Here is an 18,158-nt window from a genome sequence, read left to right as displayed (position 1 = left end):
AATTTAGAGATCGCTATCTTATTTAGAAGCTGTTTTATTAAGTTTGAATTAGCTGTGAAGTCTGAAAAATCGCTCGCTTAACAATTTGAGCATGGTCTGCATCTGTTAAGATGATTAGTTGATCTCCTGCTTTCATTACGGTATCACCGTGAGTCAAAATTTCAGAAGACCCTCGTCGAATAGAGATTAGCAGCATGTCTTTTGGCCATTGGAAATCGCGAATCATTACTCCATCCAGTTTACTCTCCACCGTCACGGGGTATTCAATAATTGTTTTTGTTCCACTGATTGAAGAGGTGTTGTTACCAACTAATCTTTCCAACAAGGATTCATATATTGGATTGCCTCCCATCAAATCATTGATAATGTAGGCAGACAACGAACATACAGCAAGAGGCATCAAATGCGTAATGTTACCGACCATCTCCGTCACTAAAATTATAGCAGTGAGTGGCGCCTTACCAATAGCTGTAAAATAGGCTGCCATGGCAAAAACGACGAAGTTTCGAATGTAGATACTATCCATCCCTAAGTAATTATGCAAAACGGTTCCATATAGTCCGCCTAAAATGGCTCCTAAGGTTAAAATGGGCAAGAAAATCCCACCGGGCAAATTACCGCCATAAGAAATCATTGAAAAAATATAACGCAACAAAAAAAGTCCAACTAGAAATAAAACAGAAAATTGGTTTTGGTTAAAAGCTAAGATAAGTTGATTTCCACCACCTAGGCAATGTGGAAAGAAAAATCCAATAGGAATGACTAGCAAATAAGGAACAATCCCATATAAATGTTCTGGTAAGTGAGTCAAACGATAAAATTTAGGTAAAGCTAGTAACGTGCGTTGGTAGAAAAAACCAAGTATGCCAAGTAAAATACCTAAAAGAATCAAGTGACCGTAGTAATGCAATGGAAGCTGTGCGACATTTCCAAGATATAAAACTGGTTTTAAACCAAAAAAATTAAGTGAGACAAAATTAGCTGTTAATGCGGCTGTAAGTGAAGTGAGCCAAATTAATGGTGAGAAAGTATGATGGATTTCTTCAATTACAAAGAGCAGACCTGCGATAGGGGCATTAAAAGCTGCTGCTAGTCCGGCCGCTGCCCCGCTAGAGATAAATATTTTCTTTTCAGAAGTTGTGGCATTCGTTTTTACCCCAAAGCCTTTTCCAACCATCGAACCTAATTGGATAGAAGGCCCCTCGCGCCCTAAGAACAAACCAGCACCGACTGAAAGTACTCCACCTATAAATTTTTTCCAAAGTACGGAAAACCAATCTTGTTGTAATTCTCCCTGAAGTTCCCCTTCGATTTGTGGTATTCCACTGCCTTTAATATTTTTATCCGAACGGATGAGTAAAGAGACCGTCCATGCCAATAAGAGCATTAGAAAAGCCCACGGAATAAGTACCCAAGGATTTGCTTGCGAATAGGTATAAAACTTTTCAACATAATGAACAGCTTCTTCAATTAGTAAGCGAAAAAGACTGACACAAAAGCCTGCTAATAGTCCAATAATTACTCCTTTTCCAATAAACACTAATTTCGTGTTATCTAATCGTTTAATTTCATGTGTGTTATCCATTAAAAGTCCTCCATTATACGTACTTAAATAATGTATCGCTGATCGGTTGGAAAGACAAGGAAAATAACAAAAAAATTTACTGTTTTTTTAATAGCTGCTAGTATCCCGAATGTTAGAGAAATGCTATAATTGATAGGATTGAAAACAGAAAGGAAGTATTTCATGCAGAAACAGGAATTGCTAGCAGGACTTAATCCTAAGCAAAAAGAAGCAGTTTTACATACAGAAGGACCTCTTCTAATTATGGCCGGTGCCGGCAGTGGGAAAACAAGAGTACTGACCCATCGTATTGCTTATTTAATAGAAGAAAAGGAAGTCAATCCCTGGAATATATTAGCAATTACTTTCACAAATAAAGCTGCCCGTGAAATGAAAGAACGAGTGAATAGTATTCTCGGTCAGGGTGGTGAAGATGTATGGGTTTCAACCTTTCACTCAATGTGTGTCCGGATGCTTCGAAGAGATGTAGATAAAATTGGTTATGATCGTAATTTTACGATTTTAGACGGTTCTGATCAATTAACCTTGATGAAAAGAATTTTAAAGGATTTGAACATTGATCCTAAGAAATATGACCCGCGTTCGATTTTAGGTACCATCAGCAACGCAAAAAATGAATTAGTAACTCCTGAAAAATACGCCCAATTACAAGGCTCTTTTTTTGAAGAAATTGTAGCCCGTTGCTATGATGCATACCAGCGTGCACTGCGTAATAATCAAAGCATGGATTTTGATGATCTAATCATGAATACTATCCGTTTATTCGAAGACGAGCCTGATGTCTTAACTTATTATCAACATAAATTTCGCTATTTGCATGTTGATGAATATCAAGATACAAACCATGCGCAATACACGCTAGTGAACATGTTGGCAGCTCGTTTCCGCAATTTATGTGTTGTTGGAGACGCCGATCAAAGTATATATGGTTGGCGTGGCGCTAATATGCAAAACATTTTGGATTTCGAGAAGGACTATTCGGATGCCTCGGTTATTCTACTTGAACAAAACTATCGATCAACTAAAAAGATTCTAGAAGCTGCTAATCAAGTGATTCAAAACAATAGTAACCGTCGAAAAAAAGATTTATGGACAGACAACAAAGAGGGCGAAAAAATAACATACTATCGAGCGGATAGTGAACGAGATGAAGCGCAATTTGTGATAAGCCGTATCAAAGCTGAAGTTCAAAATAAGCAACGGACGTACAATGATTTTGCTGTCCTTTACCGAACCAACGCCCAATCTCGAACAATTGAAGACACGTTAGTTAAATCCAACATTCCCTACACGATGGTGGGGGGACATAAATTCTACGATCGCAAAGAAATCAAAGATATCATTGCCTATCTGAACGTGATCAATAATCCTCGTGATGGCGTAAGTTTTGAAAGAATCATAAATACGCCAAAGCGAGGAATTGGTGCAGCTTCGGTGGATAAGCTAAGAACTTTTGCCCAGATGCATGACTGGTCGATGTTAGAAGCTGCTCAAAATGTGGAGTTAGCGAATATTTCTGGTAAAGCTGGTCGTACGATCGCTGAGTTTGGCGTGATGATGGGGCAATTTCAAGAAATGGTTGCCTATTTACCAGTAACTGAATTGGTTGATCAAGTATTAGAACGTAGCGGATACCTTGAGGACTTAAAAAATCAAAAAACCTTAGAAGCTGAGTCACGCTTAGAAAATTTAGAAGAATTCCGAACAGTTACTCAAGAGTTTGACAAGCGTGATGCCGAACAAAGTGAGGAAGACGCAGAAGCTCCAGAAGATAAATTGGCTGTCTTCTTGAATGATCTAGCTTTAGTATCTGACTTAGATGACTATCAAGAGGATACGGCGCAAGTAACATTAATGACGCTCCATGCTGCAAAAGGACTGGAATTTCCAATCGTATTTTTGATTGGAATGGAAGAAAACCTTTTCCCTTTGTCCCGTTCATTAATGGAAGAATCTGAATTGGAAGAAGAACGCCGTCTCGCTTATGTGGGAATTACCCGGGCAGAAGAAACATTGTACTTAACTAATGCCTTTTCACGAACACTTTATGGAAAAACTCAGTATAATCAGCCCTCGCGTTTTGTAGCTGAAATTGATGATTCGTTGGTTAATCCAGAGGGTATGCAGCCCCAAAAAGCAAGTGTTGCAAATCCATTTTCAAAGGCTAGACCACTGACTCAAGCAAAATATCAGCAGGCAACTCGTCAACCAGTAAGTAGTAAAACTGCTTCTGGTGGTGAAAAGGAGAACTGGAATCCTGGTGACAAGGTAAAACACAAAAAATGGGGGACGGGAACGGTTGTAAAAGTTTCTGGTACTGCCAATGATGTTGAATTAGATATAGCCTTCCCACAGCAAGGTGTGAAACGCCTGCTGGCAGCATTTGCCCCGATTGAAAAAATTTAGGAGGGATCACAGTGGAACAATTATCTTTTCAAGAAGCGCAACAACTAGCTGAATCTTTACGCACTGAGTTAAATCAGTATGCTTATGAATATTATGTTAATGATCAACCTTCTGTGGAAGATTACGTTTATGATAAAAAATACCAAGAACTGGTTAATTTAGAAACAGAATATCCTGATCTGATTACGATTGACTCACCTACTCAGCGGGTTGGCGGAAAAGTATTAGATGGCTTTGAAAAAGTCGTTCACGATACGCCTTTATATAGTTTGAATGATGTTTTTAGTAAAGAAGAGTTGCTTGCTTTTGATGAACGAGTAAAAAAAGCGGTAGGTCATGCTGTCTCTTATTGTTGTGAACTAAAAATTGATGGCTTATCCATCTCATTAAAATACGAAAATGGGTTATTTGTTCAAGGAGCTACTCGTGGAGATGGCAGTGTAGGTGAAAACATTACCGAAAATCTAAAAACCGTTAAGTCCATCCCAATGCGTTTGACAGAGCCCCTGACAATTGAAGTTCGCGGGGAATGTTATATGCCGAAAACTTCCTTTGTTAAATTAAATGAACGTAGGGAAGAAGAAGGCAAAGAAGTTTTTGCTAATCCTCGCAATGCGGCAGCCGGAAGCTTACGACAACTGGATTCAAAAGTGACAGCGCATCGGAACCTAAGCACTTTTTTATATACTTTGGCTGACTTCGGTCCGTTGGAAGCAACTACTCAGGATCAAGCCTTAAATGAGTTAGCTCGTTTGGGTTTCCGTACGAATAATGAAAGAAAATTGTGTGAAACCATTGATGAAGTATGGGAATACATCGAAGACTTCCACGAAAAACGCAGTCAGCTATCGTATGATATTGATGGAATTGTAGTAAAAGTAAATGAGTTTGCTTTGCAAGACGAATTAGGGTTTACAGTTAAGGCACCTCGTTGGGCAGCTGCTTATAAATTTCCACCAGAAGAAGCAGAAACTGTGATTGAAGATATCGAGTGGACCGTCGGAAGAACGGGAGTAATTACCCCGACTGCTATCATGAATCCAGTACGATTGGCAGGAACAACTGTTAGTCGGGCAAGTTTGCATAATAGCGACTACATTGAAAAGAAAGATATTCGTCTAAAAGATACTGTTTTAGTCTATAAAGCCGGCGACATTATACCGGAAGTTGCTCAGGTAATTGTTGATAAACGACCAGAAGACAGCGAGCCTTATGCAATACCAACTCACTGTCCAATTTGCAACAGTGAACTAGTTCATTTAGATGAGGAAGTTGCCTTGCGTTGTATTAATCCTAAATGTCCTGCCCAAATTAAAGAAGGGCTAAATCATTTTGTTTCCAGAAATGCGATGAATATTGATGGCTTAGGTCCCAGAGTTTTGGCTCAAATGTATGATAAAAACTTAGTAGGTGATGTAGCTGATCTTTACTCATTGGAAAAAGAACAATTATTGACTTTGGACAAAATAAAAGACAAATCGGCCGAAAACATTTTACAGGCAATTGATGCGAGCCGTGATAATTCGGTTGAACGTCTAATCTTTGGTTTAGGAATCCGTCATGTCGGCTCAAAAGCAGCACGTATCTTAGCTGAGCACTTTGGTAGTTTAAAAGGTTTGAGCCAAGCGACAAAAGAGGAAATTATTGAATTAAATACAATGGGAGAGACGATTGCTGACAGTGTAGTTACTTACTTTGAAAATGATGAAGTGCATGATCTGATGAAAGAACTGGCTGAATGCGGAGTTAATTTGGTGTATAAAGGTTTGCGAACAAATCAGCTGGAAGAAGTTGAGTCACCATTCAAAGGTAAAACAATTGTATTAACTGGGAAACTAGTTGAGTATACTCGTGAAGACGCAAAAGAAAAAATTGAAAATTTAGGTGGAAAAGTCACAGGTAGTGTCTCTAAAAAAACTGATATAGTTGTTGCAGGAGAAGATGCTGGCAGTAAGCTAACAAAGGCACAATCACTTGGAATTGATGTTTGGGATGAAGCCAAAATGATTCAAGCGATTGAATCCAGTCGTGTAGATGATGAATAATGCAAAATCAGCAGTTGACGTGGTTCGTAGAAAACGAGTATTATAAAAAAGCATATGTCTCAACAGAAAAAAATAGGATAAAAAACGTAGTTGCTTTGGAAAAGTTTTATAAAATCCGTGAATTTTGAAAGAGATATGATAAAATGATGAAAATTGGCGAAATCGCCGATAGAAAGTAGGGATAATATGGCAATCAGTGAAGAACAAGTCAAGCACGTTGCAAAGCTTGCAAAGCTTTCTTTTTCTGATGACGAACTGACCGGTTTTACCGATCAGCTTGGAAAAATCATCGATATGGTGGAACAATTAAGTGAAGCAGATACAGAAGGAGTACCATTTACTTCTAATGTAATAGACACAGTGAACGTTATGCGTGAAGACGTAGCAACTGAAGGCTGGTCACGGGATGAACTAATGAAGAACGTACCTGAAAGCGAAGACGGCTTCATTAAAGTTCCAGCAATTATTGATAACGGAGAGGCGGGTGCATAATGGAAAGATTATACGATAAAACAATCGAAGAATTACACAGCCTGCTTGTTTCCAAAGAAATCACAGCAACTGATTTAACAAAAGATACCTTTAAACGCATTGATGAAACAGAAGAACAAATGGAAGCTTTTATCACTTTAAACGAAGAAAATGCTTTGGCTGCCGCTAAAGCAATTGATGAAAAAGGAATCACTGAATCTAATCCATTAGCAGGTATTCCTATCGGTATTAAAGATAACATCGTTACTAAAGGCCTGCTAACAACAGCAGCTTCTAAAATTTTGTCTAACTTCAATCCGATTTATGATGCATCGGTTATGGAAAAAGTATACAGCTCAGATATGATTACTGTAGGTAAGTTGAATATGGATGAGTTTGCCATGGGCGGCTCAACAGAAACCTCTTACTTTAAGAAAACAAAAAATGCTTGGGATCATTCAAAGGTTCCAGGTGGTTCTTCTGGTGGTTCAGCAGCAGCTGTTGCAGCTGGTCAAGTACCCGTTTCTTTAGGGAGCGATACGGGCGGAAGTATTCGTCAACCTGCTGCTTTTAATGGTGTTGTAGGAATGAAACCAACTTACGGTCGTGTTTCACGTTTTGGCTTAATTGCCTTTGCTTCTTCATTGGACCAAATTGGACCATTTACTCGCACGGTCAAAGACAATGCTTTAGCTCTAAGTGCGATTAGTGGTTATGATGCAAAAGATGGCACTTCTGCTGGAGTAGAGGTACCTGATTTTACTGCTGGTTTAACTGGCGACATTAAAGGCATGAAAATTGCTTTACCACAAGAATTTCTAGGCGAAGGTGTAGATGCTGGAGTTAAAGAAGCAATTATGAAGGCTGTTGAAACCTTCAAAGCCTTAGGCGCTACAGTAGAAGAAGTAAGCTTACCTCATTCAAAATATGGTGTACAAGTGTATTATATTATTGCCTCTTCTGAAGCAAGTTCTAACTTGCAGCGTTTTGACGGCATCCGCTATGGTTTCCGGTCAGAAAATGTTCAAAGTTTAGAAGACGTGTATGTCAATACTCGAACTGAAGGCTTCGGTGAAGAAGTAAAACGTCGGATCATGCTAGGCACGTTCTCTTTATCTGCCGGCTACTACGATGCATACTTCAAAAAAGCTGGACAAGTTCGTACGTTAATTATGCAAGATTTCCAAAAAGTTTTTGCTGATTATGACTTAATCATTGGACCAACTTCACCAACTGTCGCTTATGGTATCGGTGAAAACATCAATGATCCAATTACTATGTATCAAAGTGATATTTTAACAATTCCGGTAAACTTAGCAGGCTTGCCAGGTATGTCTATTCCTGCAGGATTGTCTGAGGGCTTACCAGTTGGTTTACAATTAATCGGAAACCACTTCGATGAATCAACGATGTACAAAGCAGCCTATGCTTTTGAACAAGCAACCGATCATCACAAGCAAAAACCAGTGATTTTAGGGGGGAACAAGTAATGAATTTAGAAACAGTCATCGGGCTTGAGGTCCATGTGGAGCTGAAAACCAACTCTAAAATCTTTTCACCTGCACCTGCTCACTTTGGGGCAGATGCAAATACCAATACCAACATTATTGACTGGGGTTACCCAGGTGTTTTACCAGTCATGAACAAAGCGGCAGTAGAATTTGGTATGAAGGCAGCTTTAGCCTTGAACTGTCAAATTTCTAAAAATATGCACTTTGACCGCAAAAACTATTTCTATCCAGATAATCCAAAAGCGTATCAAATTTCTCAATTTGATGAACCAATTGGACATGATGGTTGGATTGAAATTGATGTCAACGGTAAGAAGAAAACCATCCGCATTGAACGGGTTCATTTAGAAGAAGATGCTGGTAAAAATATGCACGGCATCGGCGGCTATTCTTATGTCGATTTAAACCGTCAAGGCACGCCTTTGATCGAAATCGTATCTGAAGCGGATATGCGATCACCGGATGAGGCTTATGCATACTTGGAAGCATTGCGCTCAATTATCCAATTTACTGATGTCAGTGACGTGAAATTGGAAGAAGGTTCTATGCGTTGTGACGCCAATATTTCGCTGCGTCCTTATGGTCAAGAAGAATTCGGAACCAAAACCGAGTTGAAAAACTTAAACTCTATGAGCTTTGTGCGTAAAGGCTTAGTATATGAAGTTCAACGCCAAACGAAAGTCCTTCTTTCTGGGGGCACGATTCAACAAGAAACCCGTCGCTATGACGAATCAACCAATAAAACCATCTTGATGCGGGTTAAAGAAGGATCGAGTGACTACCGTTACTTCCCAGAACCAGATATTCCACGCTTTGTTATCGATGATGAGTGGATTGAAAAGGTTCGTGCAGAATTGCCTGAATTACCAGCATCAAGAAGAGAACGCTATGTGAACGAATTAGGCTTGCCTGAGTACGATTCAATGGTATTGACTTTAAGTAAAGAAATGTCAGATTTCTTTGAAAGTACATTAAAAGAAGGTGCCGATGCTAAACAGGCATCCAACTGGTTAATGGGTGAAGTTTCAGCTTATTTAAATAGCGAAAAACTTGAATTAGCAGAAACCAAATTAACCCCAACTAATTTAGCAGGTATGATTAAGCTGATCAATGACGGAACAATTAGTTCTAAGATTGCTAAGAAGATCTTCCGCGAATTAATCGAAAATGGCGGCGAAGCGAAAGAAGTAGTTGAAGCTAAAGGATTAGTTCAATTGTCAGATCCTGCACAATTACTGCCAATGATTAACGAAGTTTTAGATAATAATCAGCAGTCAGTGGATGACTTTAAAAATGGTAAAGAGCGAGCGGTTGGTTTCTTAGTCGGTCAAATCATGAAAGCTACTAAAGGAAAAGCCAACCCTGGTGTGGTCAATAAGTTATTGCAAGAGGAATTAGCGAAACGCTAGAAGGAGTCCTATTGTGAAAAAAGCACGATTAATCTATAATCCGGTATCCGGCAAAGAAATTATGCGCAACAATCTGGCTGATATTTTAGACGCGATTGAAAAAGCTGGTTACGAAACCAGTGCGTTTGCGACAACACCGGAACCAGATTGTGCAAAAAACGAAGCAAGAAGAGCGGCTCTAGCTGGTTTCGATCTGGTTGTAGCAGCTGGCGGGGACGGTACTATCAATGAAGTAGTGAATGGCATTGCTCCATTGGAAAAACGGCCGAAGATGGCGATTATTCCTGCGGGCACGACCAATGACTATGCGCGCGCTTTAAAAATTCCTAGAAGTAATGTAAAAGCAGCTGCTGAAGTCATTCAAAAACAACAGACTGTGAAAATGGATATCGGAAAAGCTAGAGATAACTATTTTATCAATATTGCTGCTGGGGGTTATTTAACCGAACTGACTTATGACGTTCCTTCTGAGTTAAAAAGTATTTTCGGCTACTTAGCTTACTTGGCTAAAGGGGCCGAGATGCTACCTCGAATCAAACCAATCAAAATGCGTTTGAAGTATGAGAACGGTGAGTACGAAGGCGACGCTTCTATGTTCTTTTTAGGATTAACCAATTCAATCGGAGGGTTTGAAACAATTGCCCCAGATGCGATGCTTGATGACGGGCAATTCTCGTTGATAGTGGTTAAAACAGCGAATTTGTTTGAAATCGTACGTTTGATCACTTTAGTCCTAAACGGCGGTAAGCATGTCAATGATCCTAAGGTTTTATATGTAAAAACAAATTACTTGGAAGCATCTACTTTAGATGAGAACAAGCGAATGATGATCAATCTTGACGGTGAATACGGCGGTGATGCACCGATGCGGTTTGAGAATCTGCATCAGCATATTGAATTTTATGCCAACACTGACGAAATTTCTGATGATGCAATTCAAGGAATTGGCTTGGAAGAAAAAGAAGCCGGCGAAGAATTGGTTAAAGAGTACCAAAAACTAGAAGAACAAGAAGAACAAGAATAGCGACGGAAGGTATTTCTGCTTGTTAGCGGAAATACCTTTTTAAGTTGTCGTTAGAAGTATTGCTTTTTCAAGGTTTATTCTTTAAACTAAGCAAAGCACTTCCTTAAGGAGGAAACTATGGAAACTATTGAAAAAAATCAAACTTACACGGTCACGATCGATGATTTGACCCACGAAGGACTTGGAGTCGCTCATATTGACCGTTTTCCAATATTTATTGAAAATGCTTTACCAGATGAAGAAGTTGAAATCTTGATTGTTAAAACAGGTAAGAAATTCGCTTATGGTAAAGTGCTGAATCGAATGAATGAAAGTTCAAACCGTACACCAGTGAAGAATATGGACTTACTAAGAAGTGGAATTGCTCCAATTAGCCATATGAAATATGAATATCAATTAGAATTTAAGCAAGAACAAGTGAAACGAGTGATGAATAAGATTGCTCATATGCCTGAGGTTCCGGTGATGTCGACGATTGGAATGGATGAACCTTATGCTTACCGCAACAAGGCACAAATTCCAGTTAGAAAATTGGATGAGCAATTAGCAACTGGTTTTTACCGCAAAAACTCCCATGAGTTGCTGCCGATTGAAGATTATTTTATTCAAGATCCAGAAATTGATAAAGCCATTGTAGTTGTCCGGGATATTTTACGCCGCTTTAAAATCAAACCTTATAATGAAGAAGAAAATACTGGCTTCATGCGCCATATTGTTATTCGCCGAGCTCATTATTCTCACGAAATGATGGTTATTCTTGTAACTCGAACTGCTAAATTCTTCCAAGCCCATCGAATTGCTGAAGCGATTCAAGCTGAGCTGCCGGAAGTGGTATCGGTGGTTCAAAATGTAAACAGTGAGAAAACCAATGTGATCATGGGTAAAGAAGAAATCCTAATTGCAGGAAAAGAAAGCATCCAGGATCAACTATTAGGCAAAACGTATCGTATTTCACCTCAATCATTTTATCAGGTGAATACGAAACAGGCAGAAGTTTTGTATCAGACAGCCATCGATTTTGCACAATTGACGCCAGAAGATGTAGTGATCGACGCGTATTGTGGTATTGGAACAATTGGCCTGTCATTTGCTGACAAAGTAAAACATGTTTACGGTGTAGAGATTGTTCCACAAGCTATTGAGGATGCGAAATTTAATGCTGAAATCAATGGGGTAACTAATGTAACCTATCAAATAGGCAAAGCAGAAAAAGTAATGAAACAGTGGGCACAGCTGGGAATTCAACCAAACGTGATTTTTGTTGATCCGCCTAGAAAAGGCTTAGCTGAAGAGTTTATTGTAGCCTCTGCCGAATTAAATCCAGATCGGATTATCTATATTTCGTGTAACCCTGCTACTTTAGCTCGCGACTTAGAACGTTTTGGAGAACTTGGTTATCAGACAGAAAAGGTGCAGCCAGTGGATTTATTCCCCCAAACCTATCATATTGAAGCAGTTGTACTGTTAACAAAGGCGGTGTAAGAATGAATTCAAAAGAAAAAATGCTGGAATTAATTAAAAAGAAGCAAGCTGGCGGCGGCAGATCAAAACAAATGGGCGCTCCTAAAAATGATCGTAAAAACATGCGTAAAGGACCAAAGATTTACAATAAGTAGTTTGATCAGAATATAGAGTTGAAGGAGAATTTGATGCAAGGAATTTGGATGCAGCGTTTACTTAAACTTTATCAAAAGTATGCTCAATTTATACGTGGACGGTACGGCAGATGGGACCAGCTAAATAAGGTAATGGTTATTACCGGTTTGGTTGTTTCGATTTTCAGCCGTTGGATTTCTTATTATATCGGTGATTTGCTAGCTGTCATTTTGGTGGGATTTGCATTGTACCGCTTCTTATCAAAGCGAATCTATCCACGTAGTAATGAGAATCAAAAGTTTTTACAGTTGGTTACCAAAATTAGGCAGAGAGATTTCAAGCTTGACCGTACGTATCGGCATTTTAAATGTCCTTCTTGTAAACAAAAAATGCGAGCACCACGCGGCAAAGGCAAGATCAAAGTAACGTGTAAAAATTGTCATACCCAATTTATTAAAAAGGTCTAGTTTGGTAAACTAGGCCTTTTCTGCTATCCTAAGTAAGAGGTGATGACGTGAAATTGATACTTATTCGACATGGAGAAAGTGAAGCTAATTTTGCTAATTATTGGACTGGATGGCTTGATGTAGATTTGACAGAAAAAGGGGTTCAACAAGCAAAAGAAGCAGGTAGGCTTGTAAAAAGAGCGAACCTTCTGATCGACTGCGCCTTTGAATCGGTATTGAAACGATCAATTAAGACGGCACAATTAGTCTTAGAAGAATCCGATGCAAGCTTTGTACCTGAGTTTAAAACATGGCGATTGAACGAACGACATTATGGTGATTTGGTTGGCAAAAACAAAGAGGAAATGAAACGGCAGTTTGGTAAGGATCAGGTACAGCGATGGCGACGCAACTTTGATGAAGTTCCACCTCTTGCTAAAGCCAATCACTTTGACCGAAGATATGATTGGTTGGATGGACGTCTCATAACTAAAGGTGAGAGTCTGCGTATGACTTCCGAACGGGTGATCCCTTTGTGGCAAGATCAAATTATTCCTCGCATGAAAATGGGTCAAACGATTCTTGTTTGCGGACATGGCAATAGCTTAAGAGCCCTTATTCAATATCTGGAACAAATTCCGGTAGAGCAGATGGATGAAATCGATGTTCCAAACGCTACACCAATCCTATATACTTTTGATGAATCATTAGAAATCCAAAGCAAGAAAAGATTATAAAATCTATTATGTAAATAAAAAGGTGATGATTATATGAAAAATTTTATATGGGATTTTGATGGAACTTTGTACGATACTTATCCGGTAATGATGGAGGCCTTGATGAAAGCTTTAAAAGATTTTAAAGTTGAAGCTGATCGAGAATCCATTTACCGAACAATTAAAATGGAATCAATTCGTCATTTGGTAAAGAAATTTGAACTACCAGAGGATGATTTCAATCGGATTTTTCATCAATATGAAAAACGAATTTTAACCGATTCGTTTCCATTTAATGACACAAAGCATACCTTAATGAAACTAAAAGAAATGGGTGGACAACATTTTATCTTGACTCATCGTACAGTCGAATCAACGTGGCAATTGCTTCATAGGGATCAGTTAGGAGATCTGATTACTGCGATTATTGGTAGCGATTCAGGTTATCCGCGTAAACCCGATCCGTCGTCATTGGATGCACTAATCAAAAAATATAAATTAAACAAAGAAGAAACGGTCATTATTGGTGATCGAAAACTAGATATTCAAGCAGGTAGAAATGCACAAATCGCTACCTGTTTTTATGATCAAGATCACTTTAACCAAAAGCTAAATGCTACTTGGACAATTCATCATTTAAAGGAAATAACCTCTCTTTTTCTTTGATAGTTTGTGTTATAATTTTCAAGGGGGTGCGAGATGGAAATAGTACGTGATAAAGAAATTGTGGAAGCCTTTAATTATGGTTTGCCACCACGAGACCAAGAGATAAAACAAAAAATCCAAATCAATTTTAGTCCATTAGAGTCAACAGATCCAAATTATCCTAAAGTAAACAGCATTATGGGCGTCCGCTTTGAGTTTGTTTTGCCATTTGATGCTTTCATTGTTAGTGGAACTGTTTCTCAGGTAAACCATGTAGTTAATCGTCAGATTAGAAATCAAAGTGATATGAATGAAGCAGAAGCGAATGAAATGGTGGCTCCACTTTTCCGTTTAGTGGAACGTATGATTTACGAAATAACTGAAATTGCTCTGGATCAACCAGGCATTAAAGTCAATTTTGCTTCACCTGCAGCTCAGTAGAACTTTCCCATAGTGGAAGGTTCTTTTTTTAAGCTCTTTAGAAAGACAGAAAGGTCGATGTAGGTTATAATAGGACAGTCACTAAAAATTTCAAGTTTCGCGCACTTATTTTTTAGGGTGGGATATTGAAGAATATTCCCCGGGAACCTTTACTTCCTTTGACAGACTTGTCATTCTAAAATGTTTTTTAAGGAGGAATACAATGACAACTCTGCTCACTGTATTAGTGGTTGCGATCTTTGTCGCTATGCTTGTAGGCTTCTATCAAATGCAACGAAAACATGTGAAGTTCTCAACTCGTGTATTTACTGGGTTAGGATTAGGAATTATTTTCGGCGGTATTTTACAATTGCTTTTAGGCAATGGAAGCTCAGTGATTACTCAAGCGATGGACTGGATCGGGATCGTTGGTAATGGTTATGTATCATTATTACAAATGTTAGTTATGCCATTGGTGTTTATCTCAATCGTTGGAGCCTTCACTAAGATGAAATCCAGCAGCAAATTAGGAAAAATCAGTGCAAATGTTTTGTTTGTCTTATTGGCAACCACAGCAATTGCAGCTTTAATCGGAATCGCAGCGGTTTTGATCTTTAACTTAGACGGTGCTACATTCACTCGTGGTGCTGCTGAGTCTGCTCGGATCAGTGAACTAGCTGAAAGACAAGAAGCTGTTCAGAACTTTTCAATTCCACAGCAAATTTTAGCATTTATCCCAACTAATGTGTTTGCTGACTTTGCTGGAACACGACCAACAAGTACTATCGGCGTGGTTATCTTCGCAGCATTCGTTGGCGTAGCTTATCTTGGTGTTAAAAGAAAAGCACCGAAAGAAGCAGAATTTTTTGCTAACTTAATTGATAGCTTATACAAAATCATTATGCGCATCGTGACTTTGGTTCTTCGCTTGACTCCATACGGGGTTCTAGCATTAATGACCAATGTATTAGCCACAAGTGATTTTGAAGCGATTGTCAATTTGGGCGTATTCATTGTTGCTTCCTACGCAGCTCTAATTGCTGTTTTAGTGGTTCACTCATTACTGTTGATTTTAGTTAAAGTCAGTCCAGTGAATTTTTTCAAAAAAGCTTTCCCAGCATTAAGCTTTGCTTTTACTTCTCGTTCAAGCGCAGGTACTTTGCCAATGAATATTGAGACACAAACAAAAGCTTTAGGTGTTGATGAAGCAACTGCCAATTTTGCTGGAAGCTTTGGTATTTCCATTGGTCAAAATGGCTGTGCCGGTGTTTACCCAGCTATGCTTGCAACGATTGTTGCACCGACTGTGGGTATCAATGTATTTGATTTACAATTTATCATTATGCTGGTAGCAATCGTAACAATTAGTTCTTTTGGTGTTGCTGGTGTCGGTGGTGGTGCAACCTTTGCATCCTTAATCGTATTAGGTGCTATGAACTTACCAGTAGCAATCGTAGGTTTGGTTATCTCAGTTGAACCGCTGATTGACATGGCACGTACTGCAGTTAACGTAAGCGGAAGTATGGTAGCTGGTGTAGTAACCAGTGAACGAATTAATGAGCTGGATCGAGAGATTTTACAGGATAAAAATGCTTCAATTGAAACAAATTAATTTGAATAATTAAGAAGGCTTGGCTAGCGCGACCAAGCCTTTTTTGGTACACTTTTTTAGAGGTGAATGGAATGTTTAACAATCAAGTAAAAGTAATTTTGTACGCACAAGACGTAAAAAAAGCAAGTGAATTCTGGCAAACGCTTGGATTTGTGGAAATAAGTCTAGATAAGATTGATGGATCATTTGTTGCAGAGTTGGCGATAACTGAAACGAGTGATACTCATTTAGTGATTTATGATCGACAATTTGTCGAAAGCAATTCAGGCGAGTCTGTAGACCCTTCTCCTGCGTTAATTTTCAGCAGTGATGATGTAGTAGAACTTTATAAAAGCTTAAAAGAAAAGGGTGTTCAAGTAGGGGAGATCGCTCAAATTGGTGAGGAATTTGTCTTTAATTTCATCGATGCGGACGGCAATTACTTTGTAGTTTCTGGGCAATAATAGTTCTCTTTTTTAGGAAGGAGATAAGGGAATGGAACAAGTATTTGTTATTGGGGATGTTCATGGTGAATTGGATCTATTCAAAGAGATGTTAGAGTTTTTTGATCCTAAGATGCAACAATTGATATTAATCGGAGATCTCAATGATCGCGGTTCAAAAAGTAAAGATTGCTGGCTATTAGGAAAGCGGTTAGTCGAAGAGAGTCAGGCTATTTATTTACGAGGCAACCATGAAGAATACTTTTTGCAGTTTTTAAAGAAACCGGAAGATTGGTTTGAAAGCTACAAATACAATGGTGGTAAAGAGACGATTGAAAGCTTGCTCCATCCAGGTGCTTGTGAAGAGTATTCGCCAACTGAAATAGCTATGTTTATTCTTGGGCGTTACAAAGAATTGGTGGAGTTTCTGATTGAGCGGCCCTTTTATTATGAATGGAATCAATACGTATTTGTACATGCAGGTATTGATTTGAGGAAAGCCGATTGGCGAAAAACGAATCTTCATGATTTTTTGTGGATTCGTGAACCCTTCCACACTGAAAAAAATACAACGGGTAAAGTAATCGTTTTTGGTCACACGATCACACCTATGCTTCATGGTGATATGCAAACAACGACGCTATGGCAATCTGATAATAAAATTGGTATTGATGGAGGGGCAGTGTTTGGCGGCTCGCTCCACGGGGTAATTTTTGATACGCAAGGTATTGTGGAGGATCACGAACTCCCTAATATGAAGGGACCATGGCAGCCAACAGTTTAAGAGAGCGATAAATCTGGCAGGTGATGCCAGATTTTTTTTGCGAAAAACCTAGTGATTCCTCATTTTTTGTGGCATAGTTAATTGTTGAACATGGACTGGAGGTAGAAGATGGAGAAAAATTTGCAAGGACATTTAGCGGCGATTGTTACGGTAATTATTTGGGCGTCTACGTTTATTTCTACAAAAGTACTGCTTGGTGCTTTTTTACCAATAGAGATTTTATTTGTTCGTTTTCTGTTAGGGTTAGTTGTGCTCTTGGTAGTTTCGCCTAAGCTGCTTCCGTTTTCCAATTGGAAAGAAGAGAGTTATTTCGCTTTAGCAGGACTTTTTGGTGTTTTTCTTTATTACTATTTAGAGAATGTGGCCTTAACATATACTTTGGCAATGAATGTTGGCATTATTGGTTCGATTAGTCCTTTTGTGACTGCTTTACTTAGTCGTTTTGTTTTGAAGGAAGGAAAAATATACCCTCTGTTTGTATTAGGGTTTGTTTGTTCGATTATTGGTATATGCTTTATTAGTCTAACGGGAACCTTGAACGTAAATCCAATTGGTGATGGATTGGCTTTTTTCGCTACCTTCTTTTGGGCTGGCTATTCTTTGTTTGTAAAAAAGATCGGGCAATTTGGATATTCCACCATCGCCGTTACTCAGCGTATTTTTATTTATGGGCTCATTTTTATGGCACCGGTTTTCTTTTATTCGATTGGCGGATTTGATATGGCACGTTTTCTGGACTTGAAAAACTTCGCTAACTTGTTGTTTCTAGGTATCGGGGCTTCTGCTTTGTGCTTTGTCACCTGGAATTTTTCAGTTAGGCAGTTAGGAGCTGTTAGAGCGGCAATCTATATTTATTCGATTCCCATGCTGACAACTTTAGCTTCGGTGATTTTACTTGGGGAACAGTTAACAGTAAAAACCTGTATTGGTATCGTATTGACCTTGTTCGGTCTATTTTTATCAGAATGGCAAAATATCGTGGTGCAGCGAAGAATCAACCCTCATTAGAACTTACGGTTCACCAAATGTCATGAGTGTGTTAAAATAGACAAGATTTTGAAGAAAC

The 18,158-nt window shown here is 38.8% G+C and carries 17 protein-coding genes; 16 read left to right on the top strand and 1 reads right to left on the bottom strand.

Annotated features, from left to right (window positions below):
• Positions 1 to 37 precede the first annotated feature (37 nt).
• Positions 38 to 1,585, bottom strand: a complete 1,548-nt coding sequence (locus tag IGI42_RS02480; RefSeq protein ID WP_438714085.1) for a ClC family H(+)/Cl(-) exchange transporter — start codon at positions 1,583 to 1,585, stop codon at positions 38 to 40.
• 162 nt (positions 1,586 to 1,747) lie between these two features.
• Between IGI42_RS02480 and pcrA the strand changes: the two genes are divergently transcribed.
• From pcrA to IGI42_RS02400, 16 genes are all read left to right on the top strand, one after another.
• Positions 1,748 to 3,991, top strand: coding sequence for a DNA helicase PcrA (pcrA, locus tag IGI42_RS02475; RefSeq protein ID WP_438714083.1), 2,244 nt, complete (start codon positions 1,748 to 1,750; stop codon positions 3,989 to 3,991).
• An 11-nt stretch (positions 3,992 to 4,002) separates the two neighbouring features.
• Entirely contained in the window at positions 4,003 to 6,036 is a 2,034-nt protein-coding gene (gene ligA, locus IGI42_RS02470; RefSeq protein WP_438714081.1) for an NAD-dependent DNA ligase LigA, read from the top strand.
• Between the two features lie 186 nt (positions 6,037 to 6,222).
• Positions 6,223 to 6,528, top strand: coding sequence for an Asp-tRNA(Asn)/Glu-tRNA(Gln) amidotransferase subunit GatC (gene gatC, locus IGI42_RS02465; RefSeq protein WP_010758828.1), 306 nt, complete (start codon positions 6,223 to 6,225; stop codon positions 6,526 to 6,528).
• Positions 6,528 to 7,997: an Asp-tRNA(Asn)/Glu-tRNA(Gln) amidotransferase subunit GatA gene (gene gatA / locus IGI42_RS02460; protein ID WP_438714079.1), complete on the top strand. Its 1,470-nt coding sequence runs from the start codon at positions 6,528 to 6,530 to the stop codon at positions 7,995 to 7,997. The genes gatC and gatA overlap by 1 nt, the downstream gene beginning before the upstream one ends.
• A complete protein-coding gene (gene gatB / locus IGI42_RS02455) occupies positions 7,997 to 9,427 on the top strand; it encodes an Asp-tRNA(Asn)/Glu-tRNA(Gln) amidotransferase subunit GatB (RefSeq protein WP_438714078.1) in 1,431 nt (476 codons plus the stop codon). Before gatA ends, gatB begins: the two co-directional genes overlap by 1 nt.
• A gap of 13 nt (positions 9,428 to 9,440) precedes the next feature.
• Positions 9,441 to 10,451, top strand: coding sequence for a diacylglycerol kinase (locus IGI42_RS02450; RefSeq protein ID WP_438714077.1), 1,011 nt, complete (start codon positions 9,441 to 9,443; stop codon positions 10,449 to 10,451).
• Between the two features lie 117 nt (positions 10,452 to 10,568).
• Complete coding sequence (gene rlmD, locus IGI42_RS02445; protein WP_438714076.1) at positions 10,569 to 11,933, top strand: 23S rRNA (uracil(1939)-C(5))-methyltransferase RlmD; 1,365 nt, start codon at positions 10,569 to 10,571, stop codon at positions 11,931 to 11,933.
• A gap of 2 nt (positions 11,934 to 11,935) precedes the next feature.
• Positions 11,936 to 12,067, top strand: coding sequence for a hypothetical protein (locus IGI42_RS02440; RefSeq protein WP_438714074.1), 132 nt, complete (start codon positions 11,936 to 11,938; stop codon positions 12,065 to 12,067).
• Between the two features lie 33 nt (positions 12,068 to 12,100).
• The gene (locus IGI42_RS02435; protein WP_438714072.1) at positions 12,101 to 12,514 is read left to right on the top strand and encodes a hypothetical protein; all 414 of its coding nucleotides are present in this window, start codon (positions 12,101 to 12,103) and stop codon (positions 12,512 to 12,514) included.
• A 47-nt stretch (positions 12,515 to 12,561) separates the two neighbouring features.
• Positions 12,562 to 13,230, top strand: a complete 669-nt coding sequence (locus IGI42_RS02430; protein WP_438714071.1) for a 2,3-bisphosphoglycerate-dependent phosphoglycerate mutase — start codon at positions 12,562 to 12,564, stop codon at positions 13,228 to 13,230.
• Positions 13,231 to 13,263: 33 nt separating this feature from the next.
• Positions 13,264 to 13,875, top strand: coding sequence for an HAD-IA family hydrolase (locus IGI42_RS02425; RefSeq protein WP_438714070.1), 612 nt, complete (start codon positions 13,264 to 13,266; stop codon positions 13,873 to 13,875).
• A 33-nt stretch (positions 13,876 to 13,908) separates the two neighbouring features.
• Positions 13,909 to 14,295 (top strand): DUF1149 family protein, encoded by a 387-nt coding sequence (locus IGI42_RS02420; RefSeq protein ID WP_438714068.1) that lies wholly within the window; start codon positions 13,909 to 13,911, stop codon positions 14,293 to 14,295.
• Between the two features lie 202 nt (positions 14,296 to 14,497).
• The gene (locus IGI42_RS02415) at positions 14,498 to 15,886 is read left to right on the top strand and encodes an L-cystine transporter (protein ID WP_438714066.1); all 1,389 of its coding nucleotides are present in this window, start codon (positions 14,498 to 14,500) and stop codon (positions 15,884 to 15,886) included.
• Positions 15,887 to 15,957: 71 nt separating this feature from the next.
• Positions 15,958 to 16,329: a VOC family protein gene (locus IGI42_RS02410; protein ID WP_438714065.1), complete on the top strand. Its 372-nt coding sequence runs from the start codon at positions 15,958 to 15,960 to the stop codon at positions 16,327 to 16,329.
• Positions 16,330 to 16,360: 31 nt separating this feature from the next.
• Entirely contained in the window at positions 16,361 to 17,092 is a 732-nt protein-coding gene (locus tag IGI42_RS02405) for a metallophosphoesterase (RefSeq protein WP_438714063.1), read from the top strand.
• A 108-nt stretch (positions 17,093 to 17,200) separates the two neighbouring features.
• On the top strand, positions 17,201 to 18,100 hold the full coding sequence (locus IGI42_RS02400; protein ID WP_438714062.1) for a DMT family transporter: 900 nt from the start codon (positions 17,201 to 17,203) through the stop codon (positions 18,098 to 18,100).
• Positions 18,101 to 18,158 lie beyond the last annotated feature (58 nt).

Origin of the sequence: Enterococcus sp. AZ109 (genome assembly GCF_051714625.1) — a bacterium.
Taxonomy (GTDB): Bacteria; Bacillota; Bacilli; order Lactobacillales; family Enterococcaceae; genus Enterococcus_A.
Note: the sequence above shows the minus strand (reverse complement) of the source record. Positions and strands in the feature narration are given on the sequence as shown.

Bases quoted from the DNA above. Each gene is read 5' to 3' on its own strand.
- IGI42_RS02415 (WP_438714066.1), top strand. From the start codon at position 14,498: ATGACAACTCTGCTCACTGTATTAGTGGTTGCGATCTTTGTCGCTATG.
- gatC (WP_010758828.1), top strand. From the start codon at position 6,223: ATGGCAATCAGTGAAGAACAAGTCAAGCACGTTGCAAAGCTTGCAAAG.
- IGI42_RS02410 (WP_438714065.1), top strand. From the start codon at position 15,958: ATGTTTAACAATCAAGTAAAAGTAATTTTGTACGCACAAGACGTAAAA.
- rlmD (WP_438714076.1), top strand. From the start codon at position 10,569: ATGGAAACTATTGAAAAAAATCAAACTTACACGGTCACGATCGATGAT.
- IGI42_RS02440 (WP_438714074.1), top strand. From the start codon at position 11,936: ATGAATTCAAAAGAAAAAATGCTGGAATTAATTAAAAAGAAGCAAGCT.
- gatB (WP_438714078.1), top strand. From the start codon at position 7,997: ATGAATTTAGAAACAGTCATCGGGCTTGAGGTCCATGTGGAGCTGAAA.
- IGI42_RS02420 (WP_438714068.1), top strand. From the start codon at position 13,909: ATGGAAATAGTACGTGATAAAGAAATTGTGGAAGCCTTTAATTATGGT.
- gatA (WP_438714079.1), top strand. From the start codon at position 6,528: ATGGAAAGATTATACGATAAAACAATCGAAGAATTACACAGCCTGCTT.
- pcrA (WP_438714083.1), top strand. From the start codon at position 1,748: ATGCAGAAACAGGAATTGCTAGCAGGACTTAATCCTAAGCAAAAAGAA.
- IGI42_RS02405 (WP_438714063.1), top strand. From the start codon at position 16,361: ATGGAACAAGTATTTGTTATTGGGGATGTTCATGGTGAATTGGATCTA.
- IGI42_RS02400 (WP_438714062.1), top strand. From the start codon at position 17,201: ATGGAGAAAAATTTGCAAGGACATTTAGCGGCGATTGTTACGGTAATT.
- IGI42_RS02435 (WP_438714072.1), top strand. From the start codon at position 12,101: ATGCAAGGAATTTGGATGCAGCGTTTACTTAAACTTTATCAAAAGTAT.
- IGI42_RS02425 (WP_438714070.1), top strand. From the start codon at position 13,264: ATGAAAAATTTTATATGGGATTTTGATGGAACTTTGTACGATACTTAT.
- IGI42_RS02480 (WP_438714085.1), bottom strand. From the start codon at position 1,585: ATGGATAACACACATGAAATTAAACGATTAGATAACACGAAATTAGTG.